The organism is Chromatiales bacterium, from assembly GCA_014323925.1.
In the GTDB taxonomy this organism is placed as follows: Bacteria; Pseudomonadota; Gammaproteobacteria; order Poriferisulfidales; family Oxydemutatoraceae; genus SP5GCR1.
The window spans coordinates 92028-115156 of sequence record JACONC010000004.1 but is presented as its reverse complement, the minus strand read 5'-3'; the positions used below and the strand labels follow the sequence as shown (position 1 = coordinate 115156).

General features: G+C 44.5%; 22 protein-coding genes and 2 tRNA genes. 20 read left to right on the top strand and 4 right to left on the bottom strand.

The genetic code is table 11. From position 1 onward, the window contains the following. Positions 1-518 precede the first annotated feature (518 nt). Positions 519-1952 (top strand): porin, encoded by a 1434-nt coding sequence (locus GDA45_03155; GenBank protein ID MBC6413919.1) that lies wholly within the window; start codon positions 519-521, stop codon positions 1950-1952. A gap of 124 nt (positions 1953-2076) precedes the next feature. Here the strand turns inward: GDA45_03155 and GDA45_03150 are convergent, their stop codons facing one another. Both GDA45_03150 and ubiG read right to left on the bottom strand, forming a co-directional pair. Continuing rightward, positions 2077-2760 (bottom strand): HAD-IA family hydrolase, encoded by a 684-nt coding sequence (locus tag GDA45_03150; GenBank protein ID MBC6413918.1) that lies wholly within the window; start codon positions 2758-2760, stop codon positions 2077-2079. Then, positions 2757-3455, bottom strand: coding sequence for a bifunctional 2-polyprenyl-6-hydroxyphenol methylase/3-demethylubiquinol 3-O-methyltransferase UbiG (ubiG, locus tag GDA45_03145; GenBank protein MBC6413917.1), 699 nt, complete (start codon positions 3453-3455; stop codon positions 2757-2759). The genes GDA45_03150 and ubiG overlap by 4 nt, the downstream gene beginning before the upstream one ends. 216 nt (positions 3456-3671) lie before the next feature. On the opposite strand from ubiG, the gene GDA45_03140 reads away from it, so the two are divergent. The 11 genes from GDA45_03140 (at position 3672) to gatB (ending at position 14016) form a co-directional block, all read left to right on the top strand. Further along, the gene (locus tag GDA45_03140; GenBank protein ID MBC6413916.1) at positions 3672-5021 is read left to right on the top strand and encodes a selenium-binding protein; all 1350 of its coding nucleotides are present in this window, start codon (positions 3672-3674) and stop codon (positions 5019-5021) included. Positions 5022-5107: 86 nt separating this feature from the next. Beyond that, positions 5108-6220 carry a PA0069 family radical SAM protein gene (locus GDA45_03135; protein ID MBC6413915.1) on the top strand — a complete coding sequence of 371 codons (1113 nt, stop codon included), beginning with the start codon at positions 5108-5110 and terminating at the stop codon, positions 6218-6220. 204 nt (positions 6221-6424) lie between these two features. Continuing rightward, positions 6425-6661 (top strand): hypothetical protein, encoded by a 237-nt coding sequence (locus GDA45_03130; GenBank protein ID MBC6413914.1) that lies wholly within the window; start codon positions 6425-6427, stop codon positions 6659-6661. Between the two features lie 165 nt (positions 6662-6826). Continuing rightward, positions 6827-7084, top strand: coding sequence for a hypothetical protein (locus GDA45_03125; protein MBC6413913.1), 258 nt, complete (start codon positions 6827-6829; stop codon positions 7082-7084). Between the two features lie 697 nt (positions 7085-7781). Next, on the top strand, positions 7782-8681 hold the full coding sequence (locus GDA45_03120) for a RimK family alpha-L-glutamate ligase (GenBank protein MBC6413912.1): 900 nt from the start codon (positions 7782-7784) through the stop codon (positions 8679-8681). After that, positions 8671-9510 carry a triphosphoribosyl-dephospho-CoA synthase gene (locus GDA45_03115; GenBank protein ID MBC6413911.1) on the top strand — a complete coding sequence of 280 codons (840 nt, stop codon included), beginning with the start codon at positions 8671-8673 and terminating at the stop codon, positions 9508-9510. The genes GDA45_03120 and GDA45_03115 overlap by 11 nt, the downstream gene beginning before the upstream one ends. Positions 9511-9540: 30 nt before the next feature. Next, positions 9541-10065, top strand: coding sequence for a formaldehyde-activating enzyme (gene fae / locus GDA45_03110; GenBank protein MBC6413910.1), 525 nt, complete (start codon positions 9541-9543; stop codon positions 10063-10065). Positions 10066-10176: 111 nt separating this feature from the next. Then, positions 10177-10740, top strand: coding sequence for a DNA-deoxyinosine glycosylase (locus tag GDA45_03105; protein ID MBC6413909.1), 564 nt, complete (start codon positions 10177-10179; stop codon positions 10738-10740). Between the two features lie 83 nt (positions 10741-10823). Then, positions 10824-11105 carry an Asp-tRNA(Asn)/Glu-tRNA(Gln) amidotransferase subunit GatC gene (gene gatC / locus GDA45_03100; protein ID MBC6413908.1) on the top strand — a complete coding sequence of 94 codons (282 nt, stop codon included), beginning with the start codon at positions 10824-10826 and terminating at the stop codon, positions 11103-11105. A gap of 8 nt (positions 11106-11113) precedes the next feature. Then, positions 11114-12571: an Asp-tRNA(Asn)/Glu-tRNA(Gln) amidotransferase subunit GatA gene (gene gatA / locus GDA45_03095; GenBank protein MBC6413907.1), complete on the top strand. Its 1458-nt coding sequence runs from the start codon at positions 11114-11116 to the stop codon at positions 12569-12571. Continuing rightward, on the top strand, positions 12568-14016 hold the full coding sequence (gatB, locus tag GDA45_03090) for an Asp-tRNA(Asn)/Glu-tRNA(Gln) amidotransferase subunit GatB (protein MBC6413906.1): 1449 nt from the start codon (positions 12568-12570) through the stop codon (positions 14014-14016). Before gatA ends, gatB begins: the two co-directional genes overlap by 4 nt. 17 nt (positions 14017-14033) lie before the next feature. Here gatB and GDA45_03085 read toward each other — a convergent pair whose 3' ends face one another. Beyond that, positions 14034-15428, bottom strand: coding sequence for a M48 family metalloprotease (locus GDA45_03085; GenBank protein ID MBC6413905.1), 1395 nt, complete (start codon positions 15426-15428; stop codon positions 14034-14036). 363 nt (positions 15429-15791) lie between these two features. On the opposite strand from GDA45_03085, the gene GDA45_03080 reads away from it, so the two are divergent. The 8 genes from GDA45_03080 to GDA45_03045 all read left to right on the top strand — a co-directional run bounded on the left by GDA45_03080 (position 15792) and on the right by GDA45_03045 (position 21697). Continuing rightward, on the top strand, positions 15792-17408 hold the full coding sequence (locus tag GDA45_03080) for a tetratricopeptide repeat protein (GenBank protein ID MBC6413904.1): 1617 nt from the start codon (positions 15792-15794) through the stop codon (positions 17406-17408). Between the two features lie 101 nt (positions 17409-17509). After that, positions 17510-18157 carry an outer membrane lipoprotein LolB gene (lolB, locus tag GDA45_03075; protein ID MBC6413903.1) on the top strand — a complete coding sequence of 216 codons (648 nt, stop codon included), beginning with the start codon at positions 17510-17512 and terminating at the stop codon, positions 18155-18157. A 6-nt stretch (positions 18158-18163) separates the two neighbouring features. After that, complete coding sequence (ispE, locus tag GDA45_03070; protein ID MBC6413902.1) at positions 18164-18973, top strand: 4-(cytidine 5'-diphospho)-2-C-methyl-D-erythritol kinase; 810 nt, start codon at positions 18164-18166, stop codon at positions 18971-18973. 49 nt (positions 18974-19022) lie between these two features. Then, positions 19023-19097, top strand: a tRNA-Gln gene (locus GDA45_03065). Between the two features lie 18 nt (positions 19098-19115). Continuing rightward, the gene (locus GDA45_03060) at positions 19116-20069 is read left to right on the top strand and encodes a ribose-phosphate pyrophosphokinase (protein MBC6413901.1); all 954 of its coding nucleotides are present in this window, start codon (positions 19116-19118) and stop codon (positions 20067-20069) included. A gap of 155 nt (positions 20070-20224) precedes the next feature. Next, positions 20225-20674, top strand: coding sequence for a prepilin-type N-terminal cleavage/methylation domain-containing protein (locus GDA45_03055; GenBank protein MBC6413900.1), 450 nt, complete (start codon positions 20225-20227; stop codon positions 20672-20674). Between the two features lie 43 nt (positions 20675-20717). Then, positions 20718-21209 (top strand): ribonuclease E activity regulator RraA, encoded by a 492-nt coding sequence (rraA, locus tag GDA45_03050; protein MBC6413899.1) that lies wholly within the window; start codon positions 20718-20720, stop codon positions 21207-21209. Positions 21210-21620: 411 nt separating this feature from the next. Next, a tRNA-Glu gene (locus GDA45_03045) sits at positions 21621-21697 on the top strand. 1 nt (position 21698) lies between these two features. Here the strand turns inward: GDA45_03045 and lpdA are convergent. Beyond that, entirely contained in the window at positions 21699-23129 is a 1431-nt protein-coding gene (lpdA, locus tag GDA45_03040; GenBank protein ID MBC6413898.1) for a dihydrolipoyl dehydrogenase, read from the bottom strand.

Sequence of the window (23129 nt, the reverse complement as noted above, 5' to 3'; positions counted from 1 at the left end):
GTTTTCTTTGCGACATCCACGCCAATGGTGGTAGCTTGTTTAGGTTTCATCATAATCCTCCGTAGTTGCTATTAAGTAGATGGTATGTCATCATAAGCATGGTCTGGGGAAGCCCTGACTACGACACTTAAACAGGTAAATACGAGATCTAATAAGTCCCAAGCTGCCTTTCGAGTTCTGTAGTCAAAGCACCAGAGGTGTACCAATCATATGGGCGAACTTTTAGTTCATATCTGGTATTGGTGTGTCACCTCTGGCTTCCCAGGCATTGCATATGCCCAAGCGTTTAGCTTACAGTAAATCAGCCGAATCTAAATATACCTGTTTCTGGCATTATACATATACTGTACGATGCCACAGCAGGTGTGATATCAATTTCTTATTTTTTGAAATTAAGTGTTGTATAATTTCCACAAATTTTATGTTTTTTGTGTTTTTTTTTCACATTTGTGACATAAATTTTTGTATAATGCGATGTTATACAACATTCAAATGTAATTGCATAGGAGAGTTAACTCATGAAGAAACTATACCAAATGACAATTTTTTCAGTAACCTTGCTTTGTCTTCCACTGGCTGCTTCGGCACAATCAATGGAAGACAAAATCAAGAGCCTGGAGGCAACCGTTGAGCAACTGCAAGAAACCTTGATGAAGATGCGCGACGAAATGGAAAAGAGCAAAGAGGCAAGTGCATCTAAGTCCGGGGGTGTGGTACGCACCGACGGTGAGAACATTACTGTATCCACTACTGGTGGCGGCATTAAGATGAAGTCCGACAACGGTAATGCCTTTCAGTTCGGCGGTCGTCTGATGTGGGATTACGACAATTATGACTTTGACGGACCAAATATTGGAGACGAAGGCGATTCCTCTGAAGCTCAATGGCGGCGTTTGCGTTTTACTACCAAAGGCACCGTCAAGAAAGATTGGCACTACGAATTGACCATTAATTTTAGAGAGGGAGAAGGTGGTGCTGCCAACGATTCCTCTGATGTCAATATGGCGTATATCAAATACACTGGCTTTAAACCAGTGACCATGACGCTGGGTCACTTCAAAGAACCGTTCAGCTTGGAACGGCTCGCCAGTTCTAACTCTATTTTAACAATAGAGCGCGGTATGATATTGGATGTGGTGAACGAAGGACACGGACAGCCAGAGAACGGTGGTTTTATGGTTTCAGGCGCTTATCCGGAGATGGCAAACTTGAACTGGGCGTTAGGCATATTTGACGATGACAGAGAAGACGAGGACGGCGACGATAATTATGCGATTACTGGTCGAGTTGCTGTAGCCCCAAGCCTCAACTTCGGCAACAACAGCTTTATGCATCTGGGTGCGGCATTTTCCAATCGTGAAAGAGATAATGACCGCTACAGAGTGAGAACCCGCTATGGTATAAGTTCCATAGGAAGAAATCATGAGTGCCCAAACTGTCGCACAACCCTAGGAGATTTACCTGCTGGAGATGACATAATGCAATGGGGCTTGGAAGGGGCATTTGTTACTGGTCCTTTCTCTCTGCAAGCTGAATATGTTGATTTAGAAGTAGATGGCGGAACAGCATTCAATCCCGACGGCACTGTTCTAGAACGGTATAACGACTTGGAAGCTGATGGCTATTACATCCAAGGTGCGTGGACGATTACTGGTGAACAACGCCGCTATAAAACCTCAGGTGGATTCTTTGATAAGGTCAAGCCCAAAGGTCCATACGGAGCATGGGAACTGGTCGCCCGCTACGAAGAAATAGATGTCGAATATGACGGTGTGAGAGGCACACGCGCCGATGCAACTGATAACGAAGCCGAAAAGATGCTACTGGGTCTCAACTGGTATCCAAACAACAATCTCAAGTTTATGCTCAACTATATTGATGCAGAGGGTGAACTACCTGGACAAGATGTAGACGCCGACGCGATTTCATTCCGTGCCCAATATGCCTTCTAAGCAAAACCGCATGATAGGTTAGGCATTTAGTCCGATCTAGAGAGTTTCTAACCTAACATCAGATAAAGAGCTGCCGGCAGCATAGCCAGCAGCTCTTTTTTTATAACCTCTCATTCCTGAAGTGCTATTGTTTACTGGACTCTATTGGTAGTCGATCAATCCAAATACACAGTTCCGAGAGCGTATCAAAAATCGCTTCTGCACCCCAGTCAGCGATATCCGCTTCCTTTGCTCGGTAACCATAAGAGACCGCCAGTGCGCGCATCTCGGCGTGTAGTGCTGCATTGACATCGTTTAAGGTATCTCCTAGATAAGCGCAATGTTGCGGTGCTAGATTAATTTGTTGTGCCGCATAAAGCAAAGGTTTAGGGTGTGGCTTCTTCTCTGTCGTCGTATCACCGTAGACTAAGCAATCGGCATCATCGTATAAGTCCATTTTCTGCAATATCGGCACTGTCAAACGCTCTGATTTATTGGTGACGATACCCCACTTCATGCCGCGCTGCTTGACGCGTGCTATCGTTCCACTCGCTTCTGGGAATAGGGTAGTGGTGTCGTGCATAAGGGTTTGGTATATCTCGAGAAACTCCGATGTCAGTTGGCGGTATTCATCCTCGCTGAGATTATTACCGAAGCCTGCTCTTATCAGCGAATAGCTACCTTGCCCAGCGTGTGGGCGCATCGCTTCTGTCGTACAGGTTGCCAGACCTTTTGTCTCTAATAAGACATTGAGCGAGCGGATTAAATCACCGGCTGTGTCGATGAGTGTGCCGTCAAGGTCAAATAAAATGGCTTGTAGAGGTTTCAAAACCGTTTGCAGTGCATCAGGTAGTTGACCTCAGGTTTGGAAGTCAGCACCGCTGTATCGACGATGGGCAAATAGTGCATCCCGCTGATATCGCAGATATCTGCACCGTTTTTCTTGACCATCGTAGCCAGTTCAGACGGTTTAATCAATTTTTGATAATCGTGGGTGCCTTTGGGGATTAGCTTAGCGATATATTCTGCGCCGACAATTGCGACTAGATAGGCTTTGGGTGTGCGGTTGATAGTTGAAAAGAATAGATCTCCACCAGGCTTAACTGCGCGTATGCAAGCACTTACTACGGATTGCGGCTCAGGGACATGCTCCAGGAGTTCCATGCAGGTGACGATATCGTAGTACTTTTCATGTTGCTCGGCGTGTTGCTCGGCACTTTCACATTGGTAGGCAACCGATAGCCGAGATTCGCGCAGATGCAAACGCGCCGTTTCAAGCGACGCGTTGCCTAAATCAATCCCCGATACTTCCGCTCCTTCGCTTGCCATCGCCTCGCATAATAAACCACCACCGCAACCTACATCTAGTACCCTTTTAGCGGTTAGCGTAGTGCGCGCATTGATATACGCCAAGCGTAGCGGATTGATAATGTGCAGTGTTTTGAATACGCCTTCGGCATCCCACCAACTGCTGGCTGCTGCTTCAAACTTATCTAATTCTTGTTGTTGTACATTCATCTCCATAAGGCTATTCTAACACTGCCGACTGCTTAGCCGCCTGATGTTGACCTTTATGTATAACCTTATGTATACAAGGCTATGATTGATCAGCTTTGCCATATCTTTCATCTATCCCTAGTGCCTTATTGGGTATTTGTGGTATGATACAGGCTTAAAGTATTGCTGTAACAAAGGCTTGTTGCTGCAGTTAGTCATACTGTAAATTATAGGAGAATAGTTATGCCCAAAATAATCAGTAAATTATTTCCTGCACTATTTCTAGTGGTAGGTCTGGTATCCGTTGCGCAAGCGGACGAGACTTGCATGTCGCCTTATATGGCAAAGATAGTTGGACAGGAAGATTATGTATATGTTTGGACGCTAGGTGTTGAAGGTTTAGGAGACGAGCAAGACAAGCTGGTCACCGTAGATGTCAATCCGCAGTCGGCCACTTATGGAAAAGTCGTTCACACTTTATCGGTCGGTGGACGCAATGAAGCACACCACTCAGGTTTGAGTGATGACCGCCGTTATTTGTGGGCTGGTGGTCTTGATAGTAATAGAGTGTTCATATTTGATGTGCATAGCAACCCGCGTAAGCCGAGCTTGCATAAAGTGATTAACAACTTCGTTGCTAAAACTGGTGGTTTGGTGGGACCGCATACTTTTTATGCGCTACCTGGACGAGTGATGATTACCGCGTTGTCCAACAATAAGGATCACGGCGGACGCACCGGCTTGGCTGAATATACCAACGAAGGTGAATATGTCGCTACGCACTGGAAGCCTACTGATGGTGATTTACGCGGTGCGGTAAAGACCGGTAAACTGGCTGACGGCTACGGTTATGATCTGCGTGCCTTGCCGCGCCGTAATATTATGTTGACCTCGTCTTTTACCGGCTGGTCTAACTATATGATGGACTTTGGCAAGATGCTCAAGGACCAAGAAGCGATGAAGCGTTTTGGCAACACGATGGTGCTGTGGGATCTGCATACTCGTCAACCTAAGAAAATATTTGATGTGCCTGGTGCACCTTTGGAAATACGCTGTGCTTGGGGCGCGAAGAATAACTACTGCTTCACTACTACCGCACTGACTTCTAAAATCTGGTTGATTTACGAAGATGAGGATAGCGGTCAATGGGACGCCAAGGCAGTCGCCGATATTGGTAACCCAGCTGATGTACCTCTACCAGTGGATATTTCCATTACTGCTGACGACAGCGGTCTTTGGGTGCAGACTTTTATGGATGGCAAAACTCGGTATTTTGATATCACCGACCCATTCGAGCCTGAGCAGATCTATGAGCATGTCATTGGTTCGCAGGTCAATATGATATCGCAAAGCTGGGACGGTGAACGCGCTTACTTCACTTCATCTTTGCTTTCAATGTGGGATAAAACAGGTGAAAACGACGAGCAATTCTTCAAGGCTTATGTCTGGGATGGTGATGAGCTTGATCTTAAATTCACCATTGACTTCTACGCTGAGAAGCTAGGTCGAGCGCATCAGATGCGTTTCGGTGCTTATTCTCTATACGGTGCTGCACCGGCAGAGAGTGAAACAAAAGTAACCTATAGTCAATAAATATTGATTATCCTATAGATGCTCCTATTAGTTGAGAGTTCCGCCGCACAATGCGGCGGAACTTCTGCTACTAATTTTCTGCCGCTATGGGAGAGCTAAAACAACCTGCTGTTCGCCTGCATTATTATCGTGGGCGAGGCGCATTAAGCCAGCCAGCCGCTCGCTTTGCAAAAACACATAGCGAGGCGGTAGTCGATGATTGGCGCGCTGACGAAGTTAATTGCCAAGAGGGTGCTGATGCTGTATTGCCGCCGACGGTATTGCACCCGGCACCAATACGCAGTCTAATCAACTATAACAATTCACCGGATATTACATTTGATCGCACTATTAATCCATATCGCGGTTGTGAACACGGTTGTATCTATTGCTTTGCTCGCCCAAGCCACAGCTATCTGGATTTGTCCGCCGGTCTGGATTTTGAGACACAGATATACTATAAGCCTGATGCGGCTGCGGTGCTGACTGGCGAACTATCAAAAAAGAGCTACCGTTGCCGTCCTATCGTGTTGGGTGCAAATACCGACGCTTATCAGCCTGCCGAAAAAAAACTAAAGTTGAGTCGTGCGATACTTGAGATACTGCACCAAAGCCGCCATCCGGTGTCGCTGATTACCAAATCCACTTTGATAAGGCGCGATTTAGATCTATTATCCGAGATGGCTAAACAGCGTCTAGTTGATGTGTGGATTTCAGTGACTACCATAGACCGTGAGTTATCCCGTCGCCTCGAACCGCGCACTTCTATTCCTGACGAGCGATTGAAAACGATAAAAGCATTGGCTGATGCCGGAGTGCCGACTGGGGTTATTGCAGCACCAATGATACCCGTGTTAAACGACCACCAGCTGGAGAAAATACTAGCGGCTGCTCGCAATGCTGGCGCTAAACACGCTGGCTATATCTTATTGCGTTTACCACATGAATTACAAACACTATTTAAGGAATGGTTGCAGCAGCATTATCCTGATAGGATGCAGCATATATTGAATCGTTTGCGGGATAGCCATGGAGGCGAGCTTTATCAATCATCTTTTAAGACTCGCATGAAAGGGCGAGGGTGGTATGCCGATATGCTTGCTAAGCGTTTTAAGGTAGCCTATCGGCGACTAGGCTTCACTGCACGCTCACAATTGGATTGCTCGCAATTCCAGCCACCGTTGGCAGATAGTGCTCAGCTGACATTATTCAGTGAATAACGGTGAACTGTGGTCAGCATATCAGCAAGTTGCCTTTAAGCTAATGGATACACCACCGCAAGGGTGCGTTTTATGATAATAACTGCCAACACTCCTCAAGCTAGGAAGCTCACCAAAACCTCGCGTGTGCATAGCAGACCTTGCGCGTGCATAGCAGTTTTACAAAGCATTGATGCTCTATAGCCTTCTAAATTGCCGATACGGATGTCCAAAATAGCTTTATACAATTTATTGAAACGGATACCTAATGTGTCTGATGACGCAATAAAGGAAGCGGTTGCTGATATTGCGAGCTCAAAGGATGTGGCAACTAAACAGGATATAACGGAGGTAAAGTTGGATTTGTTAAAGCTAGAAATTAGACTAGTGAAACAAATGTATCTGGTTGCTGGAATAATAATCTTAGTGAATATAGCTACGGTTGGGTTAGTGATACTTTAAGTTGAGTGATTACCAGTGCGCAGTGTTCATTTCCTCTGTCTTTACAGCAGCAGAGAAAAGTAGCTATAGCGGACATTAAAGCAGAGATATAAGGAATAAACTATCTAAAACTGACTTGAAAAGGTTATGATACAACTTATCTATAAGCATAAGGAGTAAATATAGATGTCCGAAATAGCTTTATATAATTTATTGAAACAGATACCTAATGTATCTGATGACGCAGTAAAGGAAGCGGTTGCTGATATTGCGAGCTCAAGGGATGTGGCGACTAAAAAGGATATAACGGAGGTAAAGTCGGAGTTAAAATCGGACTTGTTAAAGCTAGAAATGAGACTAGTAAAACAAATGTATATGGCTGCTGTAGTAATAATCGTAGTGAATATAGCTGCGGTCGGATTAACGATAAGGTTTTTAAATTAAGTGATTGCTGATATTGCGAAATCAAAGGATATGGTAACTAAAGCAGATTTAGCAAGCCTAGAGACCAGGCTAACGAAACTAATATATGCAGTTGTTGCAATAAATACTGGAATAATCATCGCTGCGGTCGGATTGATGATAAGGTTTTTAAATTGAGTGATTACCAGCCCGCAGTGTTCATTTCCCCTTTCTCTCCAGCAGCAGAGAAAAGTAGCTATAGCAGACATTAAAGCAGAGATACATCGCACAAACATCCGTACGATTGTATGGGTAGCTGGTGCTGGTCTTGCGGTGGTCGGACTTATTAAATATCTTTGATAATGTTGTAGTCAATCGCAATGACGCCATCGCATCCTAAAAACCGAAGCCCATAGCTTGCGCTACAGCAACTATCTCACTGTAAGCGATAACAAAACTTTCTAGTCCTCAGCTTTAGGGTTTGCCGCAATATCGTTTGGCGATATGCTAAAATTACCTAGGCGTATGACCAGAACGCGATTTATTAAGTGCATAACGACTGTCTTTATTGACAACCTTGCCTGATAAGCCCTAAGAGCAAAGTTTTGGAGCAAAGTTTTGGTCGGCACTTTTACAAGTGCATCGTACATCGTATAGAGATTTTGATCACCAGTACAAACAAAATAGACGGTATGTTTACTCCAGTCATAGCTTTGGCTTACGCTATTTTCTTTGCGCAATGAAAGAGTCTTTAGAAATTGCTCTAATCAGCGATACTTGCGGCTGGCATTGCCAACAACTACAGGCAGCCTTTGATGCACACCAAGCTAAAACTAGCATAGTCTCGTTAGCCGATTGCATAATTTCCACCGAAGACCAGCCAAACATAAGGCTACCTGGTTTTACCAAGCATAAGCCCGACGGTGCCTTTGTTAGAGGTGTGCCTGGTGGTTCATTGGAGAATGTGGTTTTTTATTTAGATATACTGCACGGTCTAGAGCGACTCGGTGTGCATGTTTATAACAATGCGTCTATGATAGAGCGTAGTGTGGATAAGGCGATGACGAGTTTTTTACTAAAAAATGCTGGGATTAACACACCACCGACTTGGGTGACAGTAGATTACCAAAAGGCCTGTGAAATTAGCGCTCGACTCATTGCTGAGCATCAAGCTGTTGTGCTAAAACCAATATTCGGTTCTCAAGGTAAGGATATACAGCTTATCAGCGATATTTCGCAATTGCCTGAAGCCGAGAGTGAGCAGCCGAGAGTTTACTACCTACAGCAATTTGTAAAAAGCACTCAGCCACATGATTGGCGGGTTTTTGTCGTCGGTGACCAGATTGTCTCTGCGATGCAGCGATACGGGAAAGATTGGCTACACAATGCGGCACTAGGTGCTGAATGTCGCTATACGGCAGTCAGTGATGAAATGGCAAAGCTGGCGATTAAAGCCGTGCGTAGTGTAGGATTGTTTTACGCTGGAGTAGATCTTATGTATGACATTAATAATATACTGCAAGTTATTGAAATAAATAGTATTCCATCATGGAAGTCTTTACAAGAAATAAGTTCGGTGAATATTGCCGAGTATTTAGTGGATTATTTTATGGCAACCCGTTACTGCAGTGCTATCTGACCAAACAAAACATTTAGAAAAGCTATTCAAATCGGCGTGTCGGGCAGATGTAGAGGCGATTAAGCCGGGCAATATCAGTATCCATTGCGGAGGTCGTCAAATGCACGCCGATGACTTTATAAACAGTGCGATGGCTTGTGCGGCGGCTATCTGTGCTCCTCATAGCAGCTTAGGTGAGCGCATACTCTGTGCCGTGAAAGAGACCCGTAAAGTAGTCTCTATGAATACTAATCTTGGCATTATTTTGTTATGTGCACCGCTGATACAAGCGGTTTACCTTAATAACAAGCAATCTATCAGACAGTCTTTACAGCAAGTGCTAGCAAATACTACGGTTGATGATGCCCGCCGTGTGTATACGGCAATTCGCCTTGCCGAAGCTGGCGGATTGGGGCAGGTTGCTGAAGCCGATATCAGCACCCATCCTGATATTTCTTTACTGGAAGCGATGAAATTAGCCCATCGGCGAGATCTAATCGCTGCTCAATATGCCAATAATTACCAAGATATATTTGATGATGCTCGCCTCGCGCTACTTGAATTTTATTCTAAATGGGGTTATAATCATTTTTCTGTGAGCGGTTTATACATGAAATTGCTCGCATCGTATCCAGACAGTTTAATCATACGCAAGCGGGGGGAAGCAGCCGCACAAGAAGTATGCGATCTTGCCTCTGCATTATATGAAAAATACTGCTGCGGTGATAAACCTGAGCGCTTAGATATTCGGTTACTTGAGCTTGACCGCAAGTTAAAGGATAGAGATATCAACCCAGGAACAACGGCAGATTTGACTGTAGCGACTATCTTTTTAGTCGCACTGGAATAATCAAACTTGACGATAAGGAGAGAAAAGTCAATGAAAATTAATAAAGTAATGGTAGGCGAAGCTTTAGTGAACGATAATGATCCGTCTGGGACGATGGCTGAGATTGCCCATATAGACTTACTGATCGGCCCCCGCAATTCCGCTGTAGAAACAGCTTTCTGCAATGGTTTAGTTAACAATAAAGATGGTTTTACCTCTCTGTTGGCGGTGATTGCACCTAATTTACCTTGTAAGCCCAATACGATGATGTTTAATAAAGTCACTATTAAAGGGCAAAAGCAAGCCGTGCAAATGTTCGGTCCCGCTCAGGCAGCCGTTGCCAAAGCTGTCCAAGATTGTGTCGCCGATGGCACCATCCCACAAGATGAGGCTGATGATGTCTATCTTTGCGTCGGTGTTTTCATACACTGGCAAGCTGAAAGCGACGAGGCAATCTATGAAAACAACCATAAAGCGGTTAAGTTGGCAATAGAAAATGCGATTGCCGGCAAGCCGACTGTAGCGGAAGCTACGGCACAAAAGGATAGTGCCGAACACCCGTTCAAAGGCTTCTAAAATTAGTCGCAGAGAATATGACGAAAGCTCCCGATAACTTTTTGTTTATCGGGTGCTTTTCGCCATGATTCACCGACAGTTTATGATTTGCTATTCTTTTATGCGTAAAGGATGGCTAGATGTAACGGCGATGACGGCACGGCTGACACTCAAGTAGCCCAATTAAAAGCTTTCCCGCCTATTGCATCCAACGACGCTGAAGTATTGATACTTGGTTCTATGCCGAGTGTCACATCGCTGAGTGTACAACGCTACTATGCGCATCCACGCAATCATTTTTGGATGATTATGGATGCGTTGTTCGGTATTGATAAAAATCTTTGTTATGCCCAGAGATGTCGCATATTAATTGGCTACCGTATCGCATTGTGGGATGTCATAGACGGTTGCCGGCGACACGGCAGTTTGGACGCTGATATATTGGAAAAGAGTATAAAAACGAATAACTTTAATGCTTTTTTCAAACATCATAGTGCCATCCACTCAGTATTTTTTAATGGCACCAAAGCCGAACAGATCTACGGTAAATATGTATTGCCCACACTATCTGCTAATATAAAGCTGAACTATACTCGGTTGCCTTCCACTAGCCCAGCCAATGCAACCTTTAGTTTAGCTGAAAAATTAAAAGCATGGCGGCTTATCAAGCAGAATGTCAAGCAGAGTGTATTGTAATGCCGCTAAAAATAAACCCAACGGCATACCATGCGTTCAGTATTCGATATGTCTGATTTGGAAGTGCCCTTATAATAGGCAGTATGGATAATCAAGATTTTAAAAAATTGGCTCAGCTAGCACGCTTGCAGATTGTCGAAGGAGAACAAGAGGCTCTGAAAAACTCTCTAAATGAGATATTGAATTTTGTAGAGCATTTAAATACTGCCGACATAGAAGACATAGAACCACTTTCGCATCCTTTGGATATGTATCAAAGGATGCGTTTAGATATAGTGGACGAGGTCGATGAATCCGCTCGACTACAAAAAATTGCCCCTGAATCGCACGACAATTTCTATATCGTCCCTAAAGTATTAGACTAAGCTACTCGATGCTCGGCTATTCATTAAGCGAACTCGCAAAAGGCTTGCGCAAGGGTGATTTTTCAAGTGTTGAATTGACGCGTTTTTTCCTCGAGCGCATAGAACATCATAATACATCGTTAAATGCATTTATTACCGTAACTGCCGATGATGCGTTGCGCACTGCTACACAAGCTGATAAACAATCCTATGACCAAAGCCGTCCGCTTAGTGGCATACCGTTTGCGCATAAAGATTTATTCTGTACGCACGGAGTGCGTACCAGTTGTGCCTCTAAGATTTTAGATAATTTCATTGCGCCTTATGATGCGACTGTGACTACCAAATTAAAACAGTGTCATATGCCAATGCTGGGGAAAACTAATATGGACGAGTTTGCAATGGGCTCATCCAGTGAAACTAGCTTCTACGGGGCAGTGCGCAATCCATGGCAAGAGAACTGTGTGCCGGGAGGATCCTCAGGTGGTTCGGCAGCTGCGGTTGCCGCTGGTCTAGCGCCATGTGCTACTGCAACTGATACCGGTGGCTCGATTAGACAACCGGCAGCTTTTTGCGGTATCACTGGCATCAAACCAACCTACGGCAGAGTGTCGCGCCACGGCATGGTCGCTTATGCTTCTAGTTTAGATCAAGGTGGTGTGCTGGCGCGTAATGCTGAGGATTGCGCATTATTATTAAGGGCAATTGCTGGGTTTGATGAAAAGGACTCAACCAGTGCTTCACGACCAGTGCCTGACTATTTGGCAGGGCTAGGTGATGACATTAAAACATTGCGCATCGGCGTAGCGCAAGAATATCTATCTACTCAGTTAGCACCGCAAATAGCCGACAATGTTACACAGGCGATAGCGGTGTTCAAAGACCTTGGTTGCAGTATCGTTGATCTGAGCCTACCGGCGTTGGATTATGCGGTGGCTGCCTACTATATTATTGCGTCTGCCGAATGTTCGTCTAATCTTGCGCGCTACGACGGCGTGCGCTATGGTTATAGATGCGAAGATGCACAAGACCTATCAGATATGTATACTCGTTCGCGCGCCGAAGGTTTCGGCACTGAAACCAAACGGCGCATTTTAATCGGCACCTATGTATTATCGGCCGGTTATTACGACGCATATTACTTAAAGGCACAAAAAGTACGCCGTTTAATCAGAGATGATTTCGCCAAAGCACTAGAAAAGGTAGATGTGTTGATTGCCCCAGTATCGCCGACCACTGCGTTCAAGATAGGAGAAAAAATATCCGATCCAGTTACTATGTATCTATCCGATATATACACGGTGGCAGTAAATCTAGCCGGCTTGCCGGCGATAGCTCTGCCTTCTGGTTTCGACAACAATAAACCAATGGGCATACAGCTGATCGGCCGTCATTTCGACGAGAGTACTATATTTAAGTTAGCACATCGCTACCAGCAGCAAACCAACTGGCATAACGCAATGCCAGAGAAATACACGCGCACATGACTCAACACTGGCAAGCCACTATCGGACTGGAGATACACATGCAGCTCAGTACCTCGAGCAAGCTATTTTCTGGCGCACAGGTAGGCTACGGTGGCAAAGCGAATACGCGTAGCTGTATGATTGATGCAGCATTACCCGGGATTTTGCCGGTTGTCAACGAGAGAGCAATTGGTATGGCAATTGCCTTCGGACTAGCGGTTGAAGGCAAGATAGCAGAGTATAGCGTATTTGCGCGTAAGAATTATTTTTATCCTGATCTGCCTAAAGGTTACCAAATCAGTCAATACGAAAACCCGATAGTCTCAGGTGGGCGCATACCTATAGAATCGGCTGACGGCACGATACGCTATATCGCATTGGAACGAGCGCACTTAGAGGAAGATGCTGGTAAATTAATCCACGATGCACATCGCAAAAGTAGTTATGTCGACCTTAACCGTGCTGGCACCGCATTGATAGAAATAGTTTCAAAACCAGTGATGGAAAGTGCCACCGAAGCAGTTGCTTATATGAAGCAGATACACGCTATAGGTTGCTATTTGGATATTTGTGATGGCAATATGCAGGAAGGTTCGTTGCGTTGTGATGCCAATGTGTCAGTACGAAGAAAAGGAGACGATAAGCTAGGTGTGCGCACTGAGACGAAGAACTTAAACTCATTTCGTTTTATAGAAAAAGCGATACTCTACGAAATTGACCGTCAAATTGAAGCACTAGAGAGTGGCCAAAAGGTGGTGCAAGAAACCCGCTTATACGACGCCGATGCCGATGAGACACGGGTATTACGCAGCAAGGAAGAAGCCGAAGATTATCGTTATTTTCCAGAACCTGATTTATTGCCGGTGCGAGTGACCCAAGCCTGGATTGACAAGGTGCGCAATTGCTTACCGGAACTAAAACACAATAGATCTAAGCGATTCATTGTTGACTATAGATTGACGAAAGAAGTTGCTGAGCAACTGACTAAAAGCAAAGAAATGGCTGAATACTTTGAAGAATGTGTGCGTAGATCTTCGGCAACGCCTAAATTCATCGCTAATTTGATTACCACGCAACTCGCTGCATTGCTAAATCGAGACAAACTGACGATAGCAGATGCGCCCTTATCAGCCAAGAGTTTATGCGGGCTGATTGATAAAATAGACGCACAAACTATATCGATAAATAATGCTAAGATCGCACTGGAAAAAATGTGGCAACAAAAATGCTCAGCTGACGAAGTGATAGAAGCATTAGGCTTAGAGCAGATTAACGATGATGCCTGGCTCAATGGTATCGTTGATGAGATCATTAAAAATAATCCACAACAAGTGGAGCAATATCTTGCCGGCAAAGAAAAAGTACTCTCTTATTTTATCGGGCTGGCTATGAAAATCAGCAAAGGCAAAGCAAATCCTGCGCAGCTAACTAAATTATTCAAAGCGTGCTTAAGAAAACAAGGCTAAGCAGGGATTTAGCTCGATTAGAGAGACATCTCTTTTCTAAATTCTTCTATATCTTTGCGTTTCGCAGCGATACGCGCCCTTATTGAATGATGCAAGCTGTTACTTCTTTCGGCAAGGGTCAGCTGTTGCAATGCTGCTTCTAGGCGGCCTTCGGTTGTGTAATAGTCGGCAAGATATTCGTGATACACACCGTTTTGCCCGAGTTGCGATGCCGCCTGCGCACCTAGTGTATAAAATTGCGGATAATAATTGTGTAGAGCCGCTACTGCGTTTATTTCCGCTAAGGCTTTTTGTTGTTGTCCACTTTTGAATAGCGCTAACGCTAAATAATAAATAATCGCTGCGCGACCAGGATGCAGCTCGTTTAGTTCGTCTAGTATCGCGATTGCTTTATCCCAGTTTCCTATAATCCTATAGGCGTGAGCAAAAGCTAATTTAACTGGTATATGATGCTGTTCGACAGGTATTTTTTCTAAGTATTCCAGCGCTTGCCTAGGCTGTTGTCTTTCTATCAACACCAGCGCTCGGTGGTAGTTTTGGATGTCTTCATCGGCGTGTTGTGGCGACTCGCTTATTTTGCTGATTGTTAGCAAGCGCGCTTTCGCATATTGGAATTCCGCTCTATCTTTGGTAAAAGTTTTGCGATAGCTAGCTGCGCGCTGTTGTGCTTCAGAGAGACGAGAGATAGTCAATGGGTGGGTGCGTAAAAACTCTATTTGCAAACCTCGGCTTTCCTTTCTTTGTAATTTTTCAAAGAACGCCGGCATACCCCAAGGATCTAACCCAGCGGCAGCCATCAACTGCATGCCGAAGCGATCCGCTTCGTATTCAAAGTTACGACTATGGCTTAGCTGTCTTTCTACCGGTAGCGCAGCACTACCGAATAAAGTCAATTCGGCTAATTCGGAATTATAAGCAGCGGCAATAATCGCACCAATGATGCTCAGCGAGCTGATCAGACCGGAACCACTACTCAACGCTTGCCGTCTGGCTATATGCCGTTGGCTGACATGCGCTATCTCGTGTGCCACCACACCACCTAACTCGCTTTCGTTTTCCGAGACTAACACGAGACCGTCGTTGAAGGCCAGGACACCACCAGGGGTAGCAAAAGCATTGATAGTTGGGTTTTTTATTAATAAAAAGTGAAAATCTATATGATTTGTTTTGCTGTGGGCAAGTATTCTTTGTCCTAGTTGCCGCAGATAACTTTGGATTTCTATATCCTCGATAATCGGTAGCTGAGCGCGCGCTTCGGCAAGGATAACTCTACCCAGCTTTCTCTCCTCGGCGAGGCTCATTACGGCGTATGATGGGTCACTGATATCGGGTAGTGCGTAAGGCTGGGCAGTTGCTTGGACAGAGGCTAAGCAAATAAACAAATAGCAGAACTGTTTCTTCAATTGATTCATGGTTACACCTAGTGCATCTATGCGGCGGCCGCTGTTGATTTTTAGTTTATCAGTGATTCATAATACCTGCAGTGTAAACTTGCAACATCAGCAGCCACCTTCTCTATTTCACTAAATGATATAAAGCTATCATTGACATATTTTTTCTCTATTGTTGAAATTATAATTGTAACACAAACATATCTCTCTCTGGTTAGCCTAAAATTTATCAATAAAACTTTAAGGCGTAGCTCGCTAAATAAGGCATAATAGGCAGTAGATTTTCATTTTGCAGTGATAAATATGTATCTCAATTCTTTCATGTATATAGTCCGACACAGCGTCATAGTTTTGCTCGCAATTTTTATGACATCGTGCGCTAGTATGGGAAGCGCCGATCGGCAAAGCAAATTGCTCGCCGACCAATTCTACGAACTACTAACCGCCGAGATTGCTATACAGCTAGACGACAAGCAACAATCATTAGAACATTATTATCGAGCGGCGTTGCTAACCGAAGACCGGGAGGTTTATCGATCGACTATTGCATTGGCGGTGAACTTAGGAGATTACGAAAAGGCAAGGGCAATAGCTGAGAATTGGTATCGCTTGGATGCCGAAGACCGAGAACTTAATCAAGTGATAGCATTGATTTATCTGCAACTGGAAGACTACGAAAAAGCACTGCAACATATAGAAATTTTGCTTGCCGATGACAACAGCTTTGAGCGCCAACCGATGCTACCGTTGTTGGGAACATTAGAGCTTAAAAAAAGCCAAGAGATCTTAGATAAATTTGAGCAAGCAGTGCCCGGTCAGGCAGCGATTTATTGGTTGCGGGCATATTTAGATTTTTATTACGGGCGCTACCCGGAAGCTTTAACCAATATCGAACAGGCACTGGTATATAAACCTGATTTAATCAAAGCGATTGCCTTAAAGACCGACATATTATTTGCCTTGAGTAAAGATAAGGAAGCTCTGGCGTGGCTCAGCGAGCAAGCGGCATTACACCAGCAAAGCTTTTTATTGCAAGCCAAAGCAGCGTTAACTTTACAAGAATACGGACATATCTTACCGGCGCAAGGATTTTATCAAACAGCTTACGATTTGAATTCAGAACAAGCAACATTTATATTGCAATATATAGCATTTAATATTAGTGAGGATAACCTGTTCATGGCCGATCTACTGCTGGCTCGCTACTTGCAACTCGGCGGCAATTCAGAAATTGCAAACTATTACCGAGGCGCAGTAGCAGAAAAAAGTGGTAATCTACGATTGGCAATAAGCTATTATCGTGCGGTAGGATTAGAAAGTCTACGCACTGAGGCGCGACTCAATATTGCTAAAATCTATTATAAACAAGGCTTGCTTGATAAAGGCAACGAACAATTTCAAGCACTGCGAGATTTGATTGACAGCGAAGACGAGCGTATACGTTATTACATCACCCAGGCCAGTGCGTTGCGAGAAAATGAACTTAAGGATCAGGCGTTGTCTTTGTATGACGAAGCGTTGGCGAGTTATCCCGACTCACTTAGCTTGCTCTATGCAAGAGGTATGTTGAGATTAGAAATGGAGCAAATCGATGCATTTGTTGAAGATATGCAACGGGTGATAGAACTTGATAATGATAACTGGCAAGCACTCAATGCACTCGGCTATACGCTTGCCAACCTCAATCAACAACTTGAGGATGCAAGCACATATATACGCCGTGCCTACGAGTTAAACCCTACTGATCCAGCAGTTATCGATAGCATGGGATGGTTGGAATTTCGCCTCAACAACTTGGAACTGGCAGAACGCTATATAAGCAAAGCAGCATCAGTTTTTCACGACGACGAGATCTTAGGACATTGGGTGGAGATTTTACTTTCAATGGAAAAGCAAGGCAAAGCGACACAGCTACTCAACGAAGCGTTGACCGATTTCCCCGACAGCGATTACTTGTTAGATCTGTATAATCAATTATTTGGCTTGCCGGTGAAGCAATAAAAGGGATATTGAAGTTCGCTATCCAAAGCTAGATAAGAGATGGGTGCCGAACCTATATTGAAATTGATAAGATATCAAGATGACTAGATTGAATTTAAGTCGTGAAAGTTCTTTTAGTTAAAGTTTGTTTTTTCTTGCTAATACTCTGCCCGTTATTCGTCGGCTGTGCGCGGCAAACTATAATACTGGAAGACGATGTCAGCGATTCTAAAATCGCTACTCTACAGGCGCGTGCCGTCGCACTTAAGGAATGGAATATGCAGATGCGGATTGCTCTGAAGCATAAAGATTTGAGTTGGCGAGGGACTATGCAGTGGCAGCAAAGCGACGATAGTTTTAGTATCATTTTCAGCGATCGTATCGGCCGCCGTTTGTTATTGATAGAGAGCCTAGATGACGGTAGCGTATCGGCAGTGGATGCTAAAGGATACCGCAGACAAGCGGCAAACGCCTCGCTATTGATTAAGTCGATACTCGCAGTTGAGGTGCCGCTAGATAATCTGCATTATTGGTTATCTGGTGCACCGGCTCCGGTTGTCAGCTATAATCAGCTTGAGTTCAACAGACAAGGTTTATTAGAATCATACGAGCAAGATGGTTGGGCTATCCGTTATGCGGATTATCGCCAAGACGATTGTGCGAACGAGTTACCTAGTCATATCACTTTAAGCGATAGACAAACACAGCTGTGGCTACAAATACGGTCTCGGCAGTTAACGCAAAATGCGATTAAAACCTCTATCTGTTAACGAGTCTTGAACTACAAAGCACCAGCAAAACTGAATTTATTTCTACATATTAATAAGCGTCGTTGCGATGGCTATCACGAATTACAAACCTTATTTCAACTCATAGATTATTGCGACGAACTTAGCTTTGAACTACGCTCAGGCGGTGAGATAAATATAAATTGTAATATAGATATTCCATACCACGATAACTTGGTATTCAAAGCGGCGCGTTTGTTACAAAAGTATAGGGGCGTATCAGTCGGTGCCGATATCTACTTGCATAAGCATATTGCACTGGGTGCTGGTTTGGGGGGTGGCAGTTCCAATGCGGCTACTACACTTAAGGCGCTAAACCGACTATGGGATTGTCGACTGGATAACAAACAACTGATGGCTTGCGGTAAAGAGTTAGGTGCCGATGTCCCTTTGTTTATCGCCGGACACAGTGCTTGGGGTGAGGGCATAGGGGATAGCTTGCAGGCGGTTGATTTACCACCCCGCTGGTATACGGTGTTTATTCCACCGTACCGTTGTGATACGCAGCTTATGTATCAAGCTGCTAAACTCAAACGCGACTGCACTGTAGTGTCTATTGAAGATTACTTCGCTGGGCGCACCATCAATGTATTTGAAGCAGTCATCAGGCATCGATATCCGCTGATTGCAGATGCTATGGATTGGTTAAACGATCGTAGCACTGCTTATTTGAGCGGCAGCGGCGGCGCTTTTTTTGCAGTATCCGAAACTGAGCAACAAGCGATAGCACTGTCTGAGGATCATCCATCGTATTTACAATCTTTTATTGCCCGCGGTATTAATCAATCGCCGACATAATCCCAGTAAACTATGGTAATATGCGCAATCTATAGTAGAGATGCTCGTTTGGGCCGTCGCCAAGCGGTAAGGCACCGGGTTTTGATCCCGGCATTCGCAGGTTCGAATCCTGCCGGCCCAGCCACTACCTTTCACACAGATTATGGAAAACTACAGAGCAAAAATTGCATTATTTAGCGGCACTGCTAACCCTAAACTTGCCGAAAAAATCGCTGCACACTTAAAAATTGAAATAAGTAAAGCCACTGTTGATCGTTTCAGCGACGGTGAAGTGCATATAGAAATTCTTGAGAATGTCAGAGGTAAAGATGTTTTTATTATCCAACCGATATGTACGCCGGCAGAGTATTTAATTGAGCTATTGATTATGATAGATGCTCTGCATCGCGCATCCGCTGAGCGTATCACCGCAGTGATGCCGTATTTCGGCTATTGTCGTCAAGACCGCCGTGTCCGCTATGCCAGAGTTCCAATTTCAGCTAAGGTTGTTGCCGATATGATTAGCAGTGTACAAGCCGATCGCGCACTCATCGTTGATTTACACGCCGACCAAATACAAGGCTTTTTTAGTTTCCCTATAGATAATATTTATGCTTCGCCAGTATTACTGGACGATATTAATCAACACTATAAGGGCAACAAAGTCATTGTGTCGCCTGATGTAGGTGGTGTGGTAAGGGCGCGGGCGTTGGCGAAGCGTTTAGATGATTCCGATCTGGCAATTATTGACAAACGTCGTCCTCGTCCTAACGAAAGCAAAGTGATGAATGTAATTGGCACCGTGAAAGACAAAGCGTGTATTATCATAGATGATCTGGTAGACACTGCCGGAACATTATGTGCAGCTGCCACTGCGTTAAAGAAAAACGGTGCAGTTAAGGTCAGTGCTTATGCAACCCATCCGTTATTATCTGGTTCAGCAATAGATAGTATTGACGCATCGGTGATTGACGAGGTGGTCGTCACGGATACCATTCCGCTTTCCGATAGCGCGACAAAATGCGTTAAAATCCGTCAGATCAGTGTATCGGCAATGCTTGCTCAAGCGATCGAAAGCATTCATCAGGCTCGTTCTATCAGTAGTTTATTTCCCTAGTTCACTCTCATCAACAGCCATTGGTAGCGTGAATCAACCGTTTATCGGTTATACCTAGCCGTTCGTCTTAAAATCCGATAACCTAGTATTCAATCGATTCAAAATAGTAACTCAAAATAGGCATCCATTCTAATTTGAGATTACTAGGGCTAGCGATGTGTGACAGTAAAAACTATGGTTTTACCTTAATAGAGATATTAATAGCGATTGCTGTGATAGCAGTGCTGAGCAGTGTGGCAATATATAATGTTAATTTCACTGATAAAGTATCGACGGCTGATGAATTGCTACTCAAACAAGTATTGACTGATTATATACCTCAGCAGGTGATGCTTTATTATCTATCCACAGATAGTACAGCGTGGGCAGATAAGGTGGCGCAAATTCAAAATGAGATGGCGAGTTGGCAACATATAAAAAAGACTTCAGCAATTGCCAGAGTATATAAAGGCGATGGTATTGAATTAAATTTTAATACCGTTTATGAAGAGCAAGAAAGAAACAAGCAATTACGAGATCTTCTAGCTACACTACCGATGGTGGAAAGCGCAACTGCCGGAGGTTATCATAAACAGCGATTTACGATAAAATATAAACTTAATTGACACTAAATCATCAGATGATAAAAATTGAAAATGACTATTAAAAATGACTATTAAAACGGCAGATTTGTGTGATAAGTATGGCGATCAATTGCGCTATATCACATTACCATTTAACGACTATGGCGGGGTTGCCGCCTTTTACGGTGAAATTGTAACCGTGCAGTGTTTTGAAGATAATTCGTTTGTTAAGCGAACCTTAGAACAACCGGGCAATGGCCGAGTGTTGCTCGTCGACGGCGGTGCTTCTATGCGTTGTGCGCTGTTGGGTGACATGCTAGCACAGCTTGCAATAGACCATCGCTGGAGCGGTATTGTCATCAATGGTTGCATCAGAGACAGCGATATTATCGGCACACTAGAGATTGGTGTTAAAGCACTCGCCACCCATCCGCGTAAAAGTGAAAAAAAGAATAACGGCTACTGCAATGTGCAAGTTTATATCGGTGGTGCAAGTTGCAATTCTGGTGATTGGTTGTACGCCGACCGCGACGGTATCATCATCAGTAGCGAAGCGCTGCAACTGGCGAACGACTGACACTCAGAGAGCGACCTGTTTCAGAGCTAAAGAAGATAGTGCTAGAATATTTTTAGAGGTGCCTGATGCATGCCTAGGTTATGACTCAGCGCCAGATGGGCTGATTGGGATAGGGGGACTGTGCTACCCGACCTAGTAGGCGGTCGTAGCAAAGGTGTCGCCACTATTGAAGCAGAGCAAAATGTTACAGGCTATCACAGGCTATCCTGTTGTATCGTTGGATGAAGCATCTGAGATTTTACTAAGCGCAAAGTTTTTGAAAGCTAACTTAATATCGGCATTGGTATCTGAGTCAAAGTTCCTCTAAAAGGTCGGTTACGCTAAACTGTTAGCAACGAGAGCGAGAGAATTTTAGTAGCGGGTACTCTTGACATAGCAACAGCTTATAGTCACAATTTACACTTTTATCGCGTCCCCATCGTCTAGTCGGCCTAGGACATCGCCCTTTCACGGCGGTAACAGGGGTTCGAATCCCCTTGGGGACGCCAATTATTGTTTGTGCTGCTTGCCGCTGTAGAGTTCGGTGATTGTACCCAATGCAAGTTCGGCGGTTTGTGCTATGGTCTCGGAATAGGTTGGGTGAGGGTGGATGCTTGCTGCGATATCTTCAAGGTCAGCATCCATTTCAAGCGCTAGGGTAACTTCTGCAATCAGTTCGTCGGCGTTTGCACCACAAACTGCACCGCCTAATAATTTTTTAGTCTGCGCGTGATAGATTAGCTTGCTCAAGCCATGACTTTGTTGAGTGCCTAAGGCGCGTCCGTTCGCTTGCCACGGAAATAATGCACATCGATAGTCTATATCTGCGCTGCGCGCATCGTGCTCGGTTAAGCCAACCCAGGCAAGTTCCGGGTTACTATAGATGACCGACGGGATGGCTTTAGGGTCAAAGCAGACCCGTTTGCCAGAAATATGTTCGGCAGCAATTTTCCCTTGGTGCGCAGCTTTATGCGCTAGCATAGGCGACCCGGTAACATCACCTACCGCATAAATAGTAGGTAAATTCGTGCGCATACACTCGTCGACCATAATATAGCCGTTATCATCGGTTATAAGATTTATGGCTTGCAGATTTAATCGATCGCTGTTCGGCAACCGTCCGGCAGCGACTAAAACAGCATCAAATTGTTTATGTTCGGTACCTTCAGGTGTTTTAATCTCAGCACTGATATGCTTTGTGTTGTTTTCAAGCTGAGTGACTTGCGCTTGGGTATGGATGGCATCGCAAATATGCGTCAAGCGGTCTATCAATGGCTTAGCGATATCGGCATCGCACAGATTGAGTAACTGCGATTCCATCTCAGCTATCGTGACTTCGGACCCTAAACCTTGATAGATAAAAGCATTTTCTATACCAATGTAACCGCCTCCGATAATGAGTAACTGCTTGGGGACACTGGTGATATTTAATGCCGCACTGGAGTACATTATTCGCGGATTATTTGTAGTACCGGCAATAAGACGATTGCGCGATCCACAGGCAATAATGGCTTTATCAAAATTAATGATTTGTTCGCTATCTTGCAATTTTAGTTGGTTTTCGGAATGAAAATGCGCAGTACCTTGCAGCACATTAATGCGCCGTTGCTGTGCAAGTTTAGTAAGTCCGCTATTTAAGCGAGTGATAACATCGTTCTTAAATTCCATTAAGCGTTTAATTTCAATTTTGGGTGATTCAAAGGTAATGCCTTGTTCTTTTAATTCCAGTGCTGTAGCGATGGCGGCAGTTGCGTGTAGCAATGTTTTAGAAGGGATGCAGCCGACATTCAAGCACACGCCACCTAGCATTGGATAATGTTCGATCAATGTGACATCAAATCCCAAATCGGCAGCCCTAAATGCTGCGCTGTAGCCACCAGGACCACCACCGATGACGGCTAAGCGATTTGTGTTTGGAGAAGCAGGCGGCTTTCTATGCAT

What these genes read in the sequence shown, in the direction of transcription:
- gatA (MBC6413907.1), top strand. Translation starts at nt 11,114, where the DNA reads ATGCTCGGCTATTCATTAAGCGAACTCGCAAAAGGCTTGCGCAAGGGT.
- gatB (MBC6413906.1), top strand. Translation starts at nt 12,568, where the DNA reads ATGACTCAACACTGGCAAGCCACTATCGGACTGGAGATACACATGCAG.
- GDA45_03135 (MBC6413915.1), top strand. Translation starts at nt 5,108, where the DNA reads ATGGGAGAGCTAAAACAACCTGCTGTTCGCCTGCATTATTATCGTGGG.
- GDA45_03125 (MBC6413913.1), top strand. Translation starts at nt 6,827, where the DNA reads ATGTCCGAAATAGCTTTATATAATTTATTGAAACAGATACCTAATGTA.
- rraA (MBC6413899.1), top strand. Translation starts at nt 20,718, where the DNA reads ATGACTATTAAAACGGCAGATTTGTGTGATAAGTATGGCGATCAATTG.
- fae (MBC6413910.1), top strand. Translation starts at nt 9,541, where the DNA reads ATGAAAATTAATAAAGTAATGGTAGGCGAAGCTTTAGTGAACGATAAT.
- GDA45_03085 (MBC6413905.1), bottom strand. Translation starts at nt 15,428, where the DNA reads ATGAATCAATTGAAGAAACAGTTCTGCTATTTGTTTATTTGCTTAGCC.
- GDA45_03155 (MBC6413919.1), top strand. Translation starts at nt 519, where the DNA reads ATGAAGAAACTATACCAAATGACAATTTTTTCAGTAACCTTGCTTTGT.
- GDA45_03055 (MBC6413900.1), top strand. Translation starts at nt 20,225, where the DNA reads ATGTGTGACAGTAAAAACTATGGTTTTACCTTAATAGAGATATTAATA.
- GDA45_03120 (MBC6413912.1), top strand. Translation starts at nt 7,782, where the DNA reads ATGAAAGAGTCTTTAGAAATTGCTCTAATCAGCGATACTTGCGGCTGG.
- GDA45_03105 (MBC6413909.1), top strand. Translation starts at nt 10,177, where the DNA reads ATGGCTAGATGTAACGGCGATGACGGCACGGCTGACACTCAAGTAGCC.
- GDA45_03080 (MBC6413904.1), top strand. Translation starts at nt 15,792, where the DNA reads ATGGGAAGCGCCGATCGGCAAAGCAAATTGCTCGCCGACCAATTCTAC.
- gatC (MBC6413908.1), top strand. Translation starts at nt 10,824, where the DNA reads ATGGATAATCAAGATTTTAAAAAATTGGCTCAGCTAGCACGCTTGCAG.
- GDA45_03140 (MBC6413916.1), top strand. Translation starts at nt 3,672, where the DNA reads ATGCCCAAAATAATCAGTAAATTATTTCCTGCACTATTTCTAGTGGTA.
- ubiG (MBC6413917.1), bottom strand. Translation starts at nt 3,455, where the DNA reads ATGGAGATGAATGTACAACAACAAGAATTAGATAAGTTTGAAGCAGCA.
- GDA45_03060 (MBC6413901.1), top strand. Translation starts at nt 19,116, where the DNA reads ATGGAAAACTACAGAGCAAAAATTGCATTATTTAGCGGCACTGCTAAC.
- GDA45_03130 (MBC6413914.1), top strand. Translation starts at nt 6,425, where the DNA reads ATGTCCAAAATAGCTTTATACAATTTATTGAAACGGATACCTAATGTG.
- lpdA (MBC6413898.1), bottom strand. Translation starts at nt 23,129, where the DNA reads ATGCATAGAAAGCCGCCTGCTTCTCCAAACACAAATCGCTTAGCCGTC.